This window comes from Tannerella forsythia, from assembly GCF_003860135.1.
Classification (GTDB): domain Bacteria; phylum Bacteroidota; class Bacteroidia; order Bacteroidales; family Tannerellaceae; genus Tannerella; species Tannerella forsythia_A.
Map to the genome: position 1 here is coordinate 21,160 of NZ_RQYN01000012.1, position 16,097 is coordinate 37,256.

15 protein-coding genes and 1 pseudogene are annotated in these 16,097 nt (G+C 50.1%); 4 read left to right on the forward strand and 12 right to left on the reverse strand.

Annotation, left to right across the window (positions count from 1 at the left end; translation table 11 throughout):
- The first annotated feature begins 34 nt into the window (after positions 1-34).
- Complete coding sequence (locus tag EII41_RS04850) at positions 35-1,306, forward strand: lactate racemase domain-containing protein (RefSeq protein WP_124789660.1); 1,272 nt, start codon at positions 35-37, stop codon at positions 1,304-1,306.
- A gap of 86 nt (positions 1,307-1,392) precedes the next feature.
- On the opposite strand, the gene EII41_RS04855 is transcribed toward EII41_RS04850, so the two are convergent.
- Both EII41_RS04855 and EII41_RS14735 read right to left on the reverse strand, forming a co-directional pair.
- Positions 1,393-1,674 carry a hypothetical protein gene (locus EII41_RS04855; RefSeq protein ID WP_124789661.1) on the reverse strand — a complete coding sequence of 94 codons (282 nt, stop codon included), beginning with the start codon at positions 1,672-1,674 and terminating at the stop codon, positions 1,393-1,395.
- 43 nt (positions 1,675-1,717) lie between these two features.
- A pseudogene (locus EII41_RS14735) lies at positions 1,718-1,855 on the reverse strand (hypothetical protein); the annotation flags it as partial.
- Here EII41_RS14735 and EII41_RS04865 point away from each other — a divergent pair.
- On the forward strand, positions 1,791-2,507 hold the full coding sequence (locus EII41_RS04865) for a DUF6261 family protein (protein WP_124789662.1): 717 nt from the start codon (positions 1,791-1,793) through the stop codon (positions 2,505-2,507). The pseudogene EII41_RS14735 and the gene EII41_RS04865 overlap by 65 nt on opposite strands.
- A gap of 163 nt (positions 2,508-2,670) precedes the next feature.
- Here the strand turns inward: EII41_RS04865 and EII41_RS04870 are convergent, their stop codons facing one another.
- The 8 genes from EII41_RS04870 to EII41_RS04905 all read right to left on the reverse strand — a co-directional run bounded on the left by EII41_RS04870 (position 2,671) and on the right by EII41_RS04905 (position 9,389).
- Positions 2,671-3,219: an outer membrane beta-barrel protein gene (locus tag EII41_RS04870; RefSeq protein ID WP_124751100.1), complete on the reverse strand. Its 549-nt coding sequence runs from the start codon at positions 3,217-3,219 to the stop codon at positions 2,671-2,673.
- Between the two features lie 178 nt (positions 3,220-3,397).
- Positions 3,398-4,012, reverse strand: a complete 615-nt coding sequence (locus EII41_RS04875; RefSeq protein WP_124789663.1) for an L-threonylcarbamoyladenylate synthase — start codon at positions 4,010-4,012, stop codon at positions 3,398-3,400.
- Between the two features lie 57 nt (positions 4,013-4,069).
- Entirely contained in the window at positions 4,070-4,651 is a 582-nt protein-coding gene (folE, locus tag EII41_RS04880) for a GTP cyclohydrolase I FolE (RefSeq protein WP_124751098.1), read from the reverse strand.
- Positions 4,652-4,653: 2 nt separating this feature from the next.
- Positions 4,654-5,130 (reverse strand): SPOR domain-containing protein, encoded by a 477-nt coding sequence (locus EII41_RS04885; RefSeq protein ID WP_124789664.1) that lies wholly within the window; start codon positions 5,128-5,130, stop codon positions 4,654-4,656.
- A 34-nt stretch (positions 5,131-5,164) separates the two neighbouring features.
- The gene (gene tpiA, locus EII41_RS04890; RefSeq protein ID WP_124789665.1) at positions 5,165-5,926 is read right to left on the reverse strand and encodes a triose-phosphate isomerase; all 762 of its coding nucleotides are present in this window, start codon (positions 5,924-5,926) and stop codon (positions 5,165-5,167) included.
- A 12-nt stretch (positions 5,927-5,938) separates the two neighbouring features.
- Entirely contained in the window at positions 5,939-7,210 is a 1,272-nt protein-coding gene (locus EII41_RS04895) for a BT_3928 family protein (RefSeq protein WP_124789666.1), read from the reverse strand.
- Entirely contained in the window at positions 7,203-7,751 is a 549-nt protein-coding gene (locus EII41_RS04900; protein ID WP_124789667.1) for a DUF1599 domain-containing protein, read from the reverse strand. The genes EII41_RS04895 and EII41_RS04900 overlap by 8 nt, the downstream gene beginning before the upstream one ends.
- 93 nt (positions 7,752-7,844) lie before the next feature.
- Positions 7,845-9,389 carry a LysM peptidoglycan-binding domain-containing protein gene (locus tag EII41_RS04905; RefSeq protein ID WP_124789668.1) on the reverse strand — a complete coding sequence of 515 codons (1,545 nt, stop codon included), beginning with the start codon at positions 9,387-9,389 and terminating at the stop codon, positions 7,845-7,847.
- A gap of 289 nt (positions 9,390-9,678) precedes the next feature.
- Here EII41_RS04905 and EII41_RS04910 point away from each other — a divergent pair, with 289 nt between their 5' ends.
- The gene (locus EII41_RS04910; RefSeq protein WP_124789669.1) at positions 9,679-10,671 is read left to right on the forward strand and encodes a GSCFA domain-containing protein; all 993 of its coding nucleotides are present in this window, start codon (positions 9,679-9,681) and stop codon (positions 10,669-10,671) included.
- Between the two features lie 2 nt (positions 10,672-10,673).
- Complete coding sequence (locus EII41_RS04915) at positions 10,674-13,148, forward strand: bifunctional UDP-N-acetylmuramoyl-tripeptide:D-alanyl-D-alanine ligase/alanine racemase (protein ID WP_124789686.1); 2,475 nt, start codon at positions 10,674-10,676, stop codon at positions 13,146-13,148.
- Here EII41_RS04915 and pnuC read toward each other — a convergent pair.
- Both pnuC and EII41_RS04925 read right to left on the reverse strand, forming a co-directional pair.
- A complete protein-coding gene (pnuC, locus tag EII41_RS04920; protein WP_124789670.1) occupies positions 13,136-13,774 on the reverse strand; it encodes a nicotinamide riboside transporter PnuC in 639 nt (212 codons plus the stop codon). The genes EII41_RS04915 and pnuC overlap by 13 nt on opposite strands.
- Before the next feature lie 72 nt (positions 13,775-13,846).
- The gene (locus EII41_RS04925) at positions 13,847-16,045 is read right to left on the reverse strand and encodes a TonB-dependent receptor (protein ID WP_124789671.1); all 2,199 of its coding nucleotides are present in this window, start codon (positions 16,043-16,045) and stop codon (positions 13,847-13,849) included.
- Positions 16,046-16,097: the final 52 nt, after the last annotated feature.

The following is a 16,097-nucleotide window of genomic DNA, read 5'->3' on the forward strand; positions in this document are numbered from 1 at the left end:
CGGCCGCGACACTTTTTTCAAAACGACACGAACAATGATCTACTACGAACAGGGAGCGCCGGATAAAGCATTCGGCCATGACGAACTGAAGCAGGCCGTGTTTTCGATCCTCGACCGGCTGGGCGAGCGACGCAAAGTATTGGCCATCCCGCCCGACTTTACCCGCTTCCACTCGCGGGCGGGCGAACTGACACGCTACATTTACGCGTATTACGGCGAACGCCTGACGGATATTCTTCCCGCCATCGGCACGCATTTTCCGATGACCGACGGGGAGATCGCGAAAATGTTCCCCGGCATTCCCCGCTCGCTCTTTCGCGTGCATGACTGGCGCAACGACGTGGTGCACGTCGGTACCGTGCCGGCCGAGTACGTCGGCGAGGTATCGGGCGGCGTAGCGCGCTATCCCATGCCCATGCAGGTGAACCGCATGCTCCTCGAAGGGGGGTACGACCTGATCCTCTCCATCGGGCAGGTGGTGCCGCACGAAGTGATCGGGATGGCGAACTATAACAAGAACCTGCTCGTCGGCACAGGAGGCGCCGAAGGCATCCACAAGAGCCACTTTATCGGCGCGGCATACGGCATGGAGCGGATCATGGGACGCGCCGACACGCCCGTGCGCCGCGTGCTCAACTACGCCTCCGAACATTTCATCCGCCACCTGCCGGTCGTCTATCTGCAAACCGTTATTTCGGCCGGGAACGACGGTCTGCAAATGCGCGGCCTCTTCGCGGGCGACGATGCCGAATGCTTTGAAAAAGCCGCCGCCCTCTCGTTACGGACCAACTTCATCATGCTCGACCGCGAGATACGCAAAGCTGTCGTCTACCTCGATCCCGAAGAGTTTCGCAGCACGTGGGTCGGCAACAAAAGCATCTATCGCACGCGCATGGCCATGGCCGACGGCGGCGAACTGATCATCCTCGCCCCCGGCGTTCGACAGTTCGGCGAAGACGCGCAGAACGATACGCTGATCCGCCGATACGGCTACGTCCCTACGCCGCAAGTACTGCGGTATGTCGAAGAAAACGAAGAACTGCGACAGGCGCTCGGCGTGGCCGCCCATCTGATTCATGGCACATCGGAAGGACGATTCCGCATCACCTACTGCCCGGGGCATCTGACGCGTCACGAAATCGAAAGCGTGGGCTTCGGGTATGCCGACCTCGACGCCATGACGCGGAAATATCGCCCGCACACCCTGCGCGACGGCTGGAACACCGTCGACGGCGAAGAAATCTACTACATCTCCAACCCCGCGCTCGGTCTTTGGGCCTATCGCAAAAGGTTTGAAGAGACCTGATTTTTTTTTCGGCGGAAATGAGGTAGATTCAAAAAACTTTTTATTAATTTTGTGAACAAATTTCGAACCATATCGATTCGAGTCGTTTAGCCGAGGGCTGGCGTGCCCCGCGCGAAGAAAAAAAAGTTTTGCATGATGCTTGCGGCAGCCACGCAAGGGCCATACAGTTTTGCATGATGCTTGCGGCAGCCACGCAAGGGCCATACAGTTTTGTATGATGCTTGCAGCAGCCACGCAAGAGCCATACAGTTTTGTATGACGCTTGCAGCAGCCACGCAAGGGCCATACAGTTTTGTATGATGCTTGCAGCAGCCACGCAAGAGCCATACAGTTTTGCATGACGCTTGCAGCAGCCACGCAAGAGCCATACAGTTTTGTATGACGCTTGCAGTCCCCACATAAGAGCCATACGGTTTTGTATGAAACATACGAACGAAAACACAGAAAGCAACCTGATTGACAACATATATAAATAGATATTGCCATGAATAAAGAAATTAACAGCATCGACTTAGGACGCATGAATAACGGCGCCCATTTTTTGTACATCACGAATATGGCCACTCGCTCTATGGCCGATGTAACCGTGTTTAACAAATGTACTCCGCTGGTACAGGCCTTGCAAAAGGCCGCAGCTCATGAGGACGAATGCCTGCAATTGACACAGAAAAGCATGCTGACCGACGAAATCATCGAAGCCGACTCGTTACGCGATCGCCTCTACGCGGGTTACCGCAAAAGCGTGAAAGGATTTGCCGACTTCCCCGTGCCCGAGCACGCGCAAGCCGCCAAAGTACTGCTCCAACACATGAAAGATTACAAAATCGATCCACGTATGCAACTCGACCGTCAGACCGGGTTGATGATCAATTTCATCGACGATCTGGGAGCGAAATACGCCGATCAGATCGATTTGCTTTCGCTCAAACCTTTCGTCGAACAGCTGAGAGCCGCCAACGAAAAAGTACGCTCACTCACGAACGAACGGACGGACGAGCGCGCCGGCCGGACGTTGGGAGCCCTGCGCGAAGCACGCCAAGCAAGCGACAAGGTCTACCGCGATCTGGTGAAGAGGGTCAACGCGCTGGCGCTTATCGAAGGAGATACGGACTATGCCGCGTTCATCGATTACGTGAATGCCGAAATCGAACATTACAAACAGGAAGTGCTTTCGAAAGCTAAAAAAACGTCGGACTCCTGACGTAACCACGTAACCGCCCCGCTCCCCGAGGGCAGGGTATTTACACACGAAAAAAGGGTGTGCCCAAACATCTCGTTTTGGACACACCCTCTTGTTTTTTGTTGACTCGCCGGCCCTTTCGTTTGCCGGAGCCGGCGGATACAACGTTTTTAAAACATGTTGCTTATTTCATTTTTTTGATCTTCGAGAGCGGAAGGTAAATCTGGAATCCCACGTTGAGTGAAAGTCCGTGTACGCTGCCGGAGCCGAACTGTCCGTTATAAAGCGCCAAGGCTTCTACCGCCACATGCTCGTTGAGGAAATACGCGTAACCCGGTCCGAAGTTGAGATTGAACCCGGGATCGGCACCCTTAATACCGGAGAATCCTGCACCGGCTTCGGCAAACCAGCGTCCCTGCTTCAGCAGCGTATCGAATTCTTTCGGCCCGAAATAATAACGTCCGAAACCGTTCACACCGTAATTATACGTCGTATTGCCTCCTTTTTGAGTGACAAAGCCGGCGTCCACCTTGGCACCGATTGCCAGATTGTCCTGAATAAAATATCCTGCGCGAGGCGTGATTCCCATACTGAAAACACTTGCGTCGCCCAGTCCGAAACTGATGTTTCCGATCGAACCGCCTACCAGCACGCTACCTTTTTGAAGCTGTGCCGTTGCCGCTCCTAACGAGCAGGCCAAAATAAATAATGTACTGAATAAAATCTTTTTCATCTGTCAAATAATGTTTTGTTTTTATACTTCTCCTACTCTGTTTTCTGAATGGCTTTTCGGAATCCGCCGGCACAAAAATAGAAGAAGTGTGCAAAATTCACTTACAGACCGGCACAAAAATACCTTTTTTTATTGATTTCTTTCATTTTTTTAGAAGGGAGTTTCGCCTCTAAATCATTCAAAGTTCGATGATTCCCACGCCCTGACGGATCATGGAGAACGGCTCCCGCGTACAGTCTACCACGGTCGATCCTTCGGTGCGACCGTAGCCCCCGTCGATCACCAAGTCTACCTGACCGGCATATTTTTCCTCTATCAGTTCAGGATCGGTAAGGTATTCCGGCTCGTCGTCGCTCTCGCGATCATAGACCGACATCGAAAGCAACGGATTACCGAGCGCGTCGGCCAGCTCGCGCACAATCGGATTGTCGGGGATGCGAATGCCCACCTCTTTGCGGCTTTTGTAAATCTTGGGCAACTCGCCGCTTGTGGGCAGGATGAACGTAAAAGGGCCGGGCAAGCAACGCTTCATCAGTTTGAAAGCATCGTTGCTGATGCGCGCGTACTGACTGGCGGACGATAAATCGGAGCAGATAATCGAGAGGTTACTCTTCTGCGGATTGACGCCCTTGATACGGCAAATCTTTTCTACCGCGCGCACGTCGAACGCGTCGCAGCCCATCGCGTAGAGCGTATCGGTAGGATAAATCACCAATCCGCCGTCGCGCAACACATCTATCACCTTATCGATCTCTTTCCGGTTCGGATGATCGGGATAAATCTTCAGCAGCATAAAAAAACAGGTTATTTCAGGTATAGAGCATATCGACTTCATACAGCCGACGAAACATTATTTTTTGATCAGGTTCATAAATTCTTCGCGCGTTCGGGCCTGCTGAAACGAGCCGGTGAAGTCGGACGTCGTGGTCAGCGAGTTCTGCTTTTCCACGCCGCGCATCTGCATGCACATGTGCTGCGCCTCGATAACGACCATCACGCCGAGCGGGTTCAACGTTTTCTGAATACATTCCTTGATCTGAAGCGTCATGCGCTCCTGAATCTGCAAACGGTGAGCGAAAATATCGACTACGCGCGGGATCTTGCTCAGCCCCGTGATGTAATGATTCGGAATGTAGGCCACATGTACCTTACCGAAGAAAGGCAACATGTGATGCTCGCAGAGCGAAAAAAAATCGATGTCCTTGACGATGACCATCTGCTTGTAGTCTTCTTCCTCAAACATGGCCGAAGCCAGCACCGCCTCAGGGTCTTCATCATATCCTTTCAGCAGAAACTGCATGGCCTTAGCCACTCGCATGGGCGTTTTCTTCAGTCCCTCACGGGCTGTATCTTCGCCCAACAGTTCAATGATTCGGCGATAATGCTCGCTCAGTTGCTGACGTACTTCCAGCAACGTCTCAGTATCTTTCATTTTCACGGAACAAGAATACGTACCTCTTCCTTGGTAATAAACATCTCTTTTCTGAACGAAGGAAATGCTCCGATCAGTTTTTGCATCATACCGTATGCCTCCTCGTACGACAGGTAATCACCTACGCGCAGCCTCCAGAACGGCGCGGTGTACGACACATACGTCGGCACGTCCGAAAACTGATTCCTGATCTGCTGTTCCTTGCCGAAGGCTTCCCCCTTCGAGCTGCGCTGATCGTTGCCGGAGAAAATCTGAATGCGGTAACCCGGCGATAACAGGTACCGCCGTCCGTTTACTTCCTCGGTACGGTCCGAAGCCGAGGGCCGCCCGATCATCTGGCGGATGGCCGGCGACTGGTGAATCGTCACCGTGCCCCGACCCGGAACATTCCGCGTCAGGGCATCGACGATGGAGTCCTGCGCCGTCAGCATACTGCCGCCGCACCCCAGAAGCCCCAGTATAAACACATAACGTTTCATAAGCCTTGTTGAAAAGCAAACCGGGCTTGTGCCGTTATCCTTCAAACGCCTCGATGATCGGCATGAATTTCTCGACTTCGAGCGATGCTCCGCCAATCAATCCGCCATCTACGTCGGGGTTGGCAAATAGTTCTTTGGCATTGCCCGCGTTGCAGCTTCCGCCATACAGGATGGACGTGCTGTCGGCCACCTCCTGACCATATTGCTGCGCGATGGTGCGGCGAATGTGCGCATGAATCTCCTGTGCCTGCGCGGCCGTCGCCGTTTTGCCCGTTCCGATAGCCCATACCGGCTCGTAAGCCAGCACCAGCTTGCCGAAATCTTCGGCCGAAAAATCGAACAGGGACTCGCGAATCTGTGCATCGACCACCTCGAAATGCTTACCGGCTTCGCGTTCTTCCAGCACCTCGCCGATGCAGAAAATCGGCGTCAGATTGTTCGCCAGCGCCAACTTCACTTTCTCTTTCAGAATCTCAGGGGTCTCGTGATAATACGCGCGACGCTCCGAATGACCGAGAATCACGTATTTTGCACCGGTCGAAGCGACCATCGCGGCCGACACTTCGCCCGTGAAAGCTCCCTTTTCCTTGTCGGCGCAGTTCTCTGCCGCCACCCCGATCTTCATCGTGTCGATGGCCGAAACGATACTTGCCAAGTGCGTGAACGGTACGCCTACAATCACGTCGCAGTGTACGGTTTTCCCCTTCAGGGCAGTATTCAAACCTTTGGCCAGCGCCAATCCTTCGGGCAGGGTGGTATTCATCTTCCAGTTCCCTGCTACAATATTCTTCCTCATTTGTTCAGTCTGTTAATTATATGTATTCTTTATTCCTCGATATCTACGGTTTCGGAAATAATCGTATATCCAAACCAGCAGCAAAGGTAATACAAAAGCTGCAATTACCGTCAACCAACGTTCCTTCTCCGTCTGTTTCTCTCGGCGATCACCTTCTACATAACTGCTTAGCACCTTATTTAGTTCCTCTTCGCCGGGGATGTCGTTGTGATGCCATTTGGCCAGAATCGTACCTTCGCGAAGCAATACCAATCCCGGGTTCGATCGGATGATGGTCTTGAGCAACACCTCGTCGGCCGTCAAAAAAGGATAATCGGCGCCCGTATGCTTCACCCACTCGGCGATGTGTCCGTCGGACGAGCCTGTTACGCCGTAGAAAGCCAGCTTATGCTCCATGGCATAATCATACGCATGGTTGATCTCGTCGATATGTTCGTCGCTTGCCTCTTCCGTCCGGTGAGCGACAAGCAGCATGACGATACCCGGTCGGGTAAAAAGCTCGTCGGCCACGTTCTCTCCGTGCTCGTTAAACAGTGCGAATGAGCTGACCTTCGGCACGAATCCCTGCTTCACAAGTCGCGCATCGACGTACGTCCACGTGGAATCACCGGCCGGAGCCTCTTCGAGTTTAAATTCTTTCGTTTGTCCGTTCTTCTCATAAACAAAAACGTATTCATCTTGCGGCGCATCGGGCGGAATCTCCATCAGTTTCGGAATATTCGCTCCGACTTTGTACGGACGAAAATCGGTAATCGGCAAATGGTTGTAATTCCAATAACAGAAACCGAGACAGAAGAGGTACGAAAAAAGCCCCACAAACCAATACGATCGGTACGTATAGAACGATGTCAATTGCTTGTAGTACATCCATGCGAAGACGGCGGCCGCAAGCAACACGAGGTTTTTATAGAATGTCTGCCAGTTCGTTATGATCCATGCGTCGCCGAAACATCCGCAATCGGGTACGGGATTGAAAACTGCGAGATACAGTGTGAGGGGAGTCATGAAACTCATAAAGATCAACACACCGAGTGTGGCCAGTTTACGGTAGACAGCCGTCAACATACACACACCGAGCATAAACTCGAGAGCAATCATATTGAACGACAAGAGGACTTCGAACCACCGGCCGTATTCCATGCCAAACGAGGCGAGATACTCCCCAATCTTGATCGCAGTACCCATCGGGTCTATCGCCTTGACCGTACCGGAAAAGATAAATGTCACGCCCAATAAAACGCGACAGCATTCGGCGATCATTTTTATGACAAATCGCTTAGGCATCTTCTCCGAAAGTCAGTTTGATCAATCCGAACAAGGCGTAATTCACCATATCCATATAATTGGAAGCAATCCCTTCCGAAGCGATCACCTTACCGTCGTTGTCTTCGATCTCTTTCACGCGGTTGAGCTTCGTGAGAATAAAATCAGTGTACGAAGTGATCCGCATACCCCGCCACGCCTCGTCATAATCGTGGTTCTTGGCATACATCAGCGTTTGAATCTCTTGCATGTGCGTATCATAAAGCTCTAAAGCCCGGCGCGCATCGATATCGCACGTGTCGACAGCACCCAGCTCAAGCTGTATCAACCCGATCACACCGTAATTCACAATCGCGATAAATTCGGGCCGGATGCCTTCGCCCACCTTACTTACTTTCTTCATCTCAAGACTCCGAATCCGCTTGGCCTTGATGAAAAGCTGATCGGTAATCGACTCGGGACGCATGATACGCCACGAGGGACTGTAATCCGACAACTTGGCCAGAAAAACATCCCGGCATTCTTTGATTACCGCTTCAAATTGTTGTTTGGTATCTGCCATATCCCTACTTTATATAACGTCAACGTGCCAATTACGGAAGATATTGCATCGTCAGTAATTGGCACATTGTGCTCAAACCATTTTATATTCTCTTCATGAACAACGCAGCGAACGTCCGATCTTCAGTACAGTCGTTTTTTGTATGTTGTTCAATGTGCATAATTGTTCTACACTCACCCCGTGACGCCGTGCAATAGCGCCTAACGTATCGCCTTTCCTCACCCGATGGTAAACCGGTGTTTTCCGACGTGTGGAGGAGCTGTTTGGCTTTTTCGCGGCAGCTACATTGGCCTGAGCAAGCGAATTGCCTTTCTCTGCTACGTTTTTCGCTTCCGGCTTATCATCTTCCGATACCTGATCTTGGGTATGCTCTGCCACAACAATCTCTTCTTTTTCTTCTTTAACAACATGCTTTGTACCGGACTTTGCCACCCGGTAACAAATCTCCTGTCCCTCATGCAGCGAACTCGTTGAGCGGATATTATTCAACTTGCAAAGCGCATCGACAGTAGTGCCATGTTGACACGCAATCGAATAAAGACTCTCTCCCTGTTGTACACGATGATAGGCAGCTTTTTCCTCCATTGCAACAACTGTTTCAGCATCTACCGTTTGTTGCGCCGGTTCCAGCCGCGTTGCTTTTTTCGAAACCTTTGTCGATGTTTTACCACAACGAAGTGTCTGTCCGATACGCAACACAGACGTTTTTTTCAATCCGTTCAGCCGACACAACTCCGCCACGGAAAGACCATGCTTCCGTGCAATGACTCCTAAAGACTCACCTTTCCTTACGCGATGATAAACGATATGTTCAGATGTAGAAGTATAGAGATTATGTCGGTTACGATGGGAGTTTTTATGAAAAACGTAGAAATCTTGATGAGGGACACCATTTTCGAAGTCGATGATGTGGCTGGGGTCAATGGCTTCGCCGAGGAAGCGTGTTTCAAAGTGTAGATGAGGACCTGTAGAGCGGCCTGTATTTCCACCGAGCGCAATGGGTTGCCCCGCTTTAACAATCTCATTTTCCGAAACCAGAAACTTTGACAAATGACCGTAAATGGTTTCAAGGCCGTTCGGATGTCGAATCACCAGATACTTTCCATACCCCCGACGTTCATAGCTCTTTATTCGTATCTTCCCGCTGAATGCACTGCGAATCGTATCGCCAACACAGACTTTCAAGTCGATTCCGCGGTGCATTCGGCGACGGCGTGGGCCGTATTTAGAAGTAACTTTCAATTCATTGTCAATGGGTATTACAAAGGTAGAACAATCGATCCTGAACGAATCCGGCATGGCAATGTCTCTAGTGCGAAAAGGATTGACCCAACACGTATCCCAATTGGATTGATATAATTCATCGGCCGGAAAAAGAAGATTTTCGGCTTCGAGTAATTCCTCTTGCGTTGCAAATGTAACAGGTTCCAATTCTCCCGTTACGATCTTTTTCTTTGTTACATCCACCCGATCAGCAATAAGTTCCGTAACTTTTCGCTCTATCGCGGGAGTCTTCAATGCCGAAGGAGACTCCTGTTTTTGTTCTTGCTGTTTCTTCTTCCACGTAATTTGACCGTAAACACCGGTCGAGAAGAAAGCAAAGCCACATAACACAGTCACATATCGTAGTATAGTCATAGTTTATTCGCTTCGTTTTTCAACAAAAATTGTCCAAAGGTCTGTATTTTCAATCTACCGACCAAAAAAAATTATCCCAAAGCCATGACAAACAGAGAAAAGTATATTTTTATTCCAACTCAACACTCTTGCTTCCAACACCATACAACACAAACATGTTTTATAACATATCTCAAAACTTGCATGAATTAAGTTCAAAGTTTCGCATTTACCTGAAGAATTCTTTTTCTTTGCATGCTATATATATAATGTATACAAATCAAGACACGCGACATTAAAAATAAACACGATGATACTCTATACGAAAATCGATATCCCTCGGTCTGCTATCCGTTTTGCATACGAGCACCGGACAATGTTCTTCGGTTCCTGCTTTGCCGAATCGATCGGACGACGTTTATCCGACAGTCTGTTTCGCACAGAGATCAATCCTTTCGGAACACTTTATAACCCGGCTTCGGTCGCCATGGCTATCGAGCGACTGATAGACGGAACACCTTTCACCTCCGACGATCTGTTTCAGTATGAAGGCTTATACCATAGTTTCTTTCATCACAGCTCTTTTTCGTCCACATCGGCCGATGAGTGCCTGCGTCAGATAAACGAACGGTTGCAACAAGCCTCTGCCATGTTATCGTCGGCCGACCGTATCATCATAACGTTTGGGACGGCATACGTCTATCGTTTAAAAAAGACAGGGCAGGTGGTGGCCAACTGCCACAAGCTTCCGGAAAAATATTTCGAACGGACCCGTCTTTCGGTCGAGGAGATCGTTTCACTATGGGAACCTCTGATAGCGAAGTTACAGAAGGAACATCCATCGTTGCAATGGCTGTTTACGGTCAGTCCGATTCGACACTGGCGAGACGGAGCACATGCGAACCAGTTAAGTAAATCGACCTTACACCTTGCCGTCGAAGCATTGCAAGAACGTTTCCCGACACAGACCGCTTATTTCCCCGCCTACGAACTGATGATGGATGAGTTACGGGACTATCGGTTTTATGCAGACGACATGTGTCATCCGTCACCAACCGCGATTCAATACATTTGGGAACGTTTTGTCGAAGTATGCATGGATGAGCCTACACGTCGTCTGCTAAAGGAAGCAGAAGAAATTCGCAGAGCACTCCATCATCGGCCGTTTAATCCGCAAAGCGAAGCATATCGGCGATTCCTAACACAAACTTTGTTAAAAATAGACCGTTTCAATGAGAAAATGCCCTACCTTTGTTTCAAGCAAGAACGAAAAGATATAGAACGACTACAAACCGAAGAATAATGATGAAGTATAAGATCCAAGAAATCGCCCAAATAATTGGCGCCACAAACCGCACCCTGAACGATAGTATGATCGATCGACTGCTGATCGACAGCCGTATGTTGTCGTTCCCTGAATCAACCTTATTCTTTGCGCTGAAAACGCAGACGAATGACGGACACCGATATATCCCCGAGCTATACCGGCTGGGCGTGCGTAGTTTTGTCGTCAATCATGAGCCGCCGGAAACACGGATGATGCCTGATGCGAACTTCCTGATCGTACCTCATGTACTGACGGCTATGCAAACGCTGGCAGCGCATCACCGCAAGCAATTTGAAATCCCCGTTATCGGTATCACCGGCAGCAATGGGAAAACCATCGTCAAGGAATTACTTTATCAATTGCTTCATGCAGACTTCAACATTGTCCGTTCACCTCGCAGCTATAACTCGCAGATCGGCGTTCCTCTCTCCGTGTGGCAGATGGACGATAAGCATACGTTGGGTATCTTCGAGGCGGGTATCTCACAGCCGGACGAGATGGAGAAGCTGCAACGCATCATTCGTCCGACCATCGGCATGATCACGAATATTGGAGAGGCCCATCAGGAAAATTTTGCTTCATCCACGCAGAAATGTATGGAAAAACTCTCATTGTTCAGCGATTGCGATATCGTGATCTATAATGCCGACGATGAGTTTATCGCCCACACGCTCGACAAGGCGTGCCTCTCTCATAAAGCTGTAGGCTGGAGCCGCAAAGATTCGGATGCGCCGTTATACATTGAGAAGATAGACAAGAAGCAGACTTCGACCGAAATCCACTGTGTGATGCTGAATCTGGAACAAACGTATGAAATACCGTTTACCGACGATGCTTCGATCGAAGACGTGATTCACTGCATCGCCTTGATGCTGTATCTGAAACCGACGTCACTCAGGAACAGAAAAGTTTTTGCGGGATTGGAGCCGGTGGCCATGCGGCTGGAAGTAAAAGAAGGCATCAACGGATGTCAGCTGATTAACGACACATACAATTCCGATATTAATTCGCTGGATATCGCGCTCGATTTTCAACAGAGCCGCCGCGCGGAAAAAGACCTGAAAACGACCGTGATTCTTTCGGACATCTTGCAATCGGGCATGCTGCCCAAATCGTTATACAAGAAAGTCGCAGAGCTGTTCCGCCGTAAGAAAGTAGACCGTATTATCGGGATCGGCCGTGATATGAAGGAATACGGCTCCGCATTCGAGATGCGCGAAAGCGAGTTCTACCTGACAACCGACGAATTTATTCATTCTCCTTCGATGAAAACCTTCCGAGACGAGTTGATTCTGCTGAAAGGTTCACGTGCCTTCCATTTCGAGCGCATCACGGAGCTGTTAGAGAAAAAGGTGCATGAAACGGTGCTTGAAGTGAATTTGGATGCCGTAGTGCATAACTTCAACCATTTCCGTTCAAAGCTACATCGCGACACAAAAATGGTTTGCATGGTCAAAGCCTTCGGATATGGAGCCGGTTCGTATGAAGTAGCGAAGACATTGCAGGAACATCGTTGCGACTATCTGGCCGTGGCGGTGGCCGACGAGGGCGAGGCACTGCGCAAAGAAGGAATCTCCATTCCGATCATGGTGATGGATCCGGAATTCAGCAGTTTTAATATTCTGTTCGAGCGTCAATTGGAACCGGAAGTGTACAGCTTCCGCCTGCTGGATGCCCTGATGAAAGAAGCCGGACGCCGGGGGATCACCTCCTACCCTATTCACATTAAAATCGATACGGGCATGCACCGGTTGGGCTTTCGTCCGTCGGATGTGCCGGAGATTTGCCAACGGCTGGAGCAACAAAGTTCACTCGTGGTGCGCTCTGTTTTTTCACATCTGGTCGGAAGCGATTCGCCCGAGCACGATGAATTTACGCGTGGACAAATCCGCCTTTTCACACAATCGGCCGAGGCTTTGGAAGCAGGATTAGGCTATCCGGTACTCAAACATATTCTCAATTCGGCCGGTATCGAACGTTTCACCGGACATCAGATGGATATGGTACGCCTCGGCATCTCGCTTTACGGCATCAGTGCATCGGTCAGTGAGGCGAAGAAGTTACAACCGGTCAGTTCACTCAAAACTACGATTCTGCAAATCCGTGACGTACCGGCAGGCGATTCGATCGGTTACAGCCGCAAGACATACGCCCAACGCGATTTACGGGTGGCGATTCTCCCCATCGGCTACGCCGACGGTCTCGACCGTCATCTGAGCAACGGTGTGGGCGAAGTCGTTATCAACGGGATGCGCTGCCCGATTGTCGGAAATATCTGTATGGATATTTGCATGGTCGACGTTACGGACACTAACGCGCAGGAAGGCGACACGGCGATTATCTTCGGCCCTCAACTTCCGGTAACCGAAATCGCCGACAAGCTGGACACGATTCCTTACGAGATTCTGACATCCATCTCGCCGCGCGTCAAGAGAATTTACTATCGCGAATGACGGTTCGTCGGGCTTTCCGTCGCAGCAGAAGTCATCATCTTCTGCCATTGGCGGTAACCGAAGACAGGAACAATAGAATAGACGAGGTATATGACGGCTGTCGGGATCATTCCTTTCCAGAAATAAAGGGTGGCGGAGACAGCATTCACGATGAGCCAAAACCACCATTGTTCAATATATTTCTGCGCGAGCATCCACATGGCTACGATGCTAAGAGCCGTCGTGAACGCATCGCCGAAAGGCACAGGGCTGTCGGTAAACCGAATCAGCACCCATGCGATCAGGGCGAATAGCGCACAGAAAACAGCCAACAGCTTCGGCCAGTAAGTCTTGGGTGTATACCGTATGGTCACTCCCAAGACTGCCGTCTCACCCGACTCAAGGCGTTCCTGTTTGAGGAGAGATTCGCTTTTCCACCACCGGAACCAGCCGTAAGCACTTGCCACGAGGTAGTACATGTTGATTCCCATGTCGGCATAGAACTTATTGACAAAATAGATATAGATATAGAAAAGAGGGATCACGACCCCTACCGGCCACAGCCAGATGCTGGCTTTATATTCGAGCCACAGGTATATCAGCATGATGGCGGCTGCGACGATTTCAATCATCAGTTCGTATCCCATGTTGTTACGTTAAATAAGTTTCTATGTTCTTAGCCATGCGGCGTCCGGATGGTGGAAAAGCAGGTTATTCGCTTAAAATTTCAGCGTTACACGCGCCATCATATTCGTTCCGGCCTGTGCGAAGTATCCGGAATCTGTCATACGTTTCCCATCGAGGATATAACTGTATGTCCAGCCGTTCGTTTCGTACATTTCGTTAAAGAGGTTGCGGATATTCAAGTCGAGTCCGATCTCTTTCATGAAACGGGGACGGAACGTGTACCCGATGCGCAAATCATTGACAAAATACGGATCCAAACTGCGCAAACGCGACGAGGTGTTGTCGAGATACTGGCGACCGACGTACGACGACATGAAGGCTGCCGAAAAGCCCTTCCAATGGAAGGCAAAGGTGCTTCCAAACGTGAGGTTCGGAGAAAAAGCGATATCGGTCGTGCCGAGATTTTTCGAAGTTTGAGGCAAGTCATTCCAGTTCGCATCGTACGTATCGACATACTCCGTAAAATTGCGGATTTTATTACTGCTCAACGTCAAGTGTCCGTTCCAATCGAGCCACGATGCGACCTTTACGCCTCCACTCAGCTCGGCACCCATCCGGTAGCTGTCTTTGATGTTCGAGGTCAGCTGCTCTCCGATTTCACTGATTTTGCCGGTAAGAATTAACTGATTGTCATAATCCATATAGTATAAGTTGAGACCGGCACGGAAGATGCTTCCCGTGTACTGATAGCCGGCTTCGTAGTCGTAAAGCGTTTCGTACGTAGGCTGTGCCGAAGGACCGTTTTCGGTGAAGTTATCGCGGTTCGGCTCGCGGTGTGCCACAGCGAACGAAGCATAAGCATGATGTCCGTTTCGCTCGAACGAAAGACCGGCTTTCGGGTTGAAGAACGAGAAGGTTTTCTTTACATGCACATTATCGCCGGCTTTATCATCGCTTCCGTCGATTTGGTAATTGATGCCGCGATATTGCAGGTCGGCGTAGGCACTCAGCGAAGGCAAGAAACGATACGTAGCTTTCACGTAAGCGTTATAATCGAGTTTTTCGCCACGGTTGCGGTAATACTCGTAGTTGGGTTTCGGCAGTCCGGCCGATGTCTTAACCCACATCACACGTCCGAAGTGATCGCCGATGTAATTATTGGCCGATGCGCCGAAAGAAGCCTGCAACCGATCGTGCGTATAATTCATCCGGAACAAGGCGCCGTAGAAGTCGTTTCTCAACCATTTGCGACGCACGAGGTCAGTTTTCTTGTGAATCTTACCCTTGTTGTCCACATAATTGTCCAATTTATATGATGCGTACTTCGCACCGGCCTTGTAGTCTTCGTAATATCCTTTCCCATCGGTATAGTGCAGCGTTACGTTCAGGTTCAGCCGGTCGCTGAGACGTTGTGTAGCGAGTAAATGATAATGATGCTGCCAATAGTTATCCGTCTGGTTATCGTAGAATTTTGTTTCGCCGTTCTCCTTATAAGCTCCGCAACTGTTATAGCGACGGTTTGTTTTGAGTTTGGCCGAATCAACCCCGTTCCATGCCTGATAAGTTACTTCGCTGCTTCCGAAAGTCTGGAACTTGATCATTGTTCCGCCGTTGTAATAAGCAGCCGAGCCGTAATACGAATTCATGTCCGCCCGGGCACGTTCGATATACCCATCCGTCTGCACGTTCGAATAGCGCGCATCGAACACGAAATGATCCCAAAGCAGTCCTGTCCCGCCACGGAACGTGTTCGTGAATGTACCGAAACTACCGGCCGACGAAACGACTTCGAGGTACGGTTTGAGCGATGGACGTTGAGTCTGCATCGAGACAGTCGCTCCGAAAGCGGCCGCACCGTTGGTCGAAGTCCCTGCCCCGCGTTGAATCTGAATATTTTCGACCGACGAAGCGAAATCGGGCATATTGACCCAAAAAACACCATGACTCTCCGAATCGTTGACAGGTACACCGTCGACCGTAAAATTGATCCGGTTCGCATCCGTACCACGCACGCGCATGGATGCGTAGCCTATGCCATTTCCACCGTCGGAAGTGACAACGACCGATGGTGTTTGCATAAATAAATAGGGCAAAGACTGCCCCATATTGTTAGCCTTCAGTTCTGCCGCCGATACGTTACGAAACGCGACAGGCGTCTCTCTCCGCGCCTGCACGGCCGAAACAACCACCTCGTTGAGTTCATACACACTTGTCGAATCGACCCTTTCCTGAGCCATCACCGATACGCCGGACAGCAATAAGCCGGCCACTCCATAAAAAATCTTCCTCATTTTCTTTATCATTATTAAATAAAATGGGGAGCTACGAAATATACAGTAAAAA

Coding starts and splice junctions, on each gene's coding strand:
- EII41_RS04865 (WP_124789662.1), top strand. CDS start 1,791: ATGAATAAAGAAATTAACAGCATCGACTTAGGACGCATGAATAACGGC.
- folE (WP_124751098.1), bottom strand. CDS start 4,651: ATGAAAGATACTGAGACGTTGCTGGAAGTACGTCAGCAACTGAGCGAG.
- EII41_RS04915 (WP_124789686.1), top strand. CDS start 10,674: ATGAAGTATAAGATCCAAGAAATCGCCCAAATAATTGGCGCCACAAAC.
- pnuC (WP_124789670.1), bottom strand. CDS start 13,774: ATGGGATACGAACTGATGATTGAAATCGTCGCAGCCGCCATCATGCTG.
- EII41_RS04900 (WP_124789667.1), bottom strand. CDS start 7,751: ATGGCAGATACCAAACAACAATTTGAAGCGGTAATCAAAGAATGCCGG.
- EII41_RS04905 (WP_124789668.1), bottom strand. CDS start 9,389: ATGACTATACTACGATATGTGACTGTGTTATGTGGCTTTGCTTTCTTC.
- EII41_RS04875 (WP_124789663.1), bottom strand. CDS start 4,012: ATGCTGCTGAAGATTTATCCCGATCATCCGAACCGGAAAGAGATCGAT.
- EII41_RS04870 (WP_124751100.1), bottom strand. CDS start 3,219: ATGAAAAAGATTTTATTCAGTACATTATTTATTTTGGCCTGCTCGTTA.
- EII41_RS04850 (WP_124789660.1), top strand. CDS start 35: ATGATCTACTACGAACAGGGAGCGCCGGATAAAGCATTCGGCCATGAC.
- EII41_RS04855 (WP_124789661.1), bottom strand. CDS start 1,674: ATGGCTCTTGCGTGGCTGCTGCAAGCGTCATGCAAAACTGTATGGCTC.
- EII41_RS04910 (WP_124789669.1), top strand. CDS start 9,679: ATGATACTCTATACGAAAATCGATATCCCTCGGTCTGCTATCCGTTTT.
- tpiA (WP_124789665.1), bottom strand. CDS start 5,926: ATGAGGAAGAATATTGTAGCAGGGAACTGGAAGATGAATACCACCCTG.
- EII41_RS04885 (WP_124789664.1), bottom strand. CDS start 5,130: ATGAAACGTTATGTGTTTATACTGGGGCTTCTGGGGTGCGGCGGCAGT.
- EII41_RS04895 (WP_124789666.1), bottom strand. CDS start 7,210: ATGCCTAAGCGATTTGTCATAAAAATGATCGCCGAATGCTGTCGCGTT.
- EII41_RS04925 (WP_124789671.1), bottom strand. CDS start 16,045: ATGAGGAAGATTTTTTATGGAGTGGCCGGCTTATTGCTGTCCGGCGTA.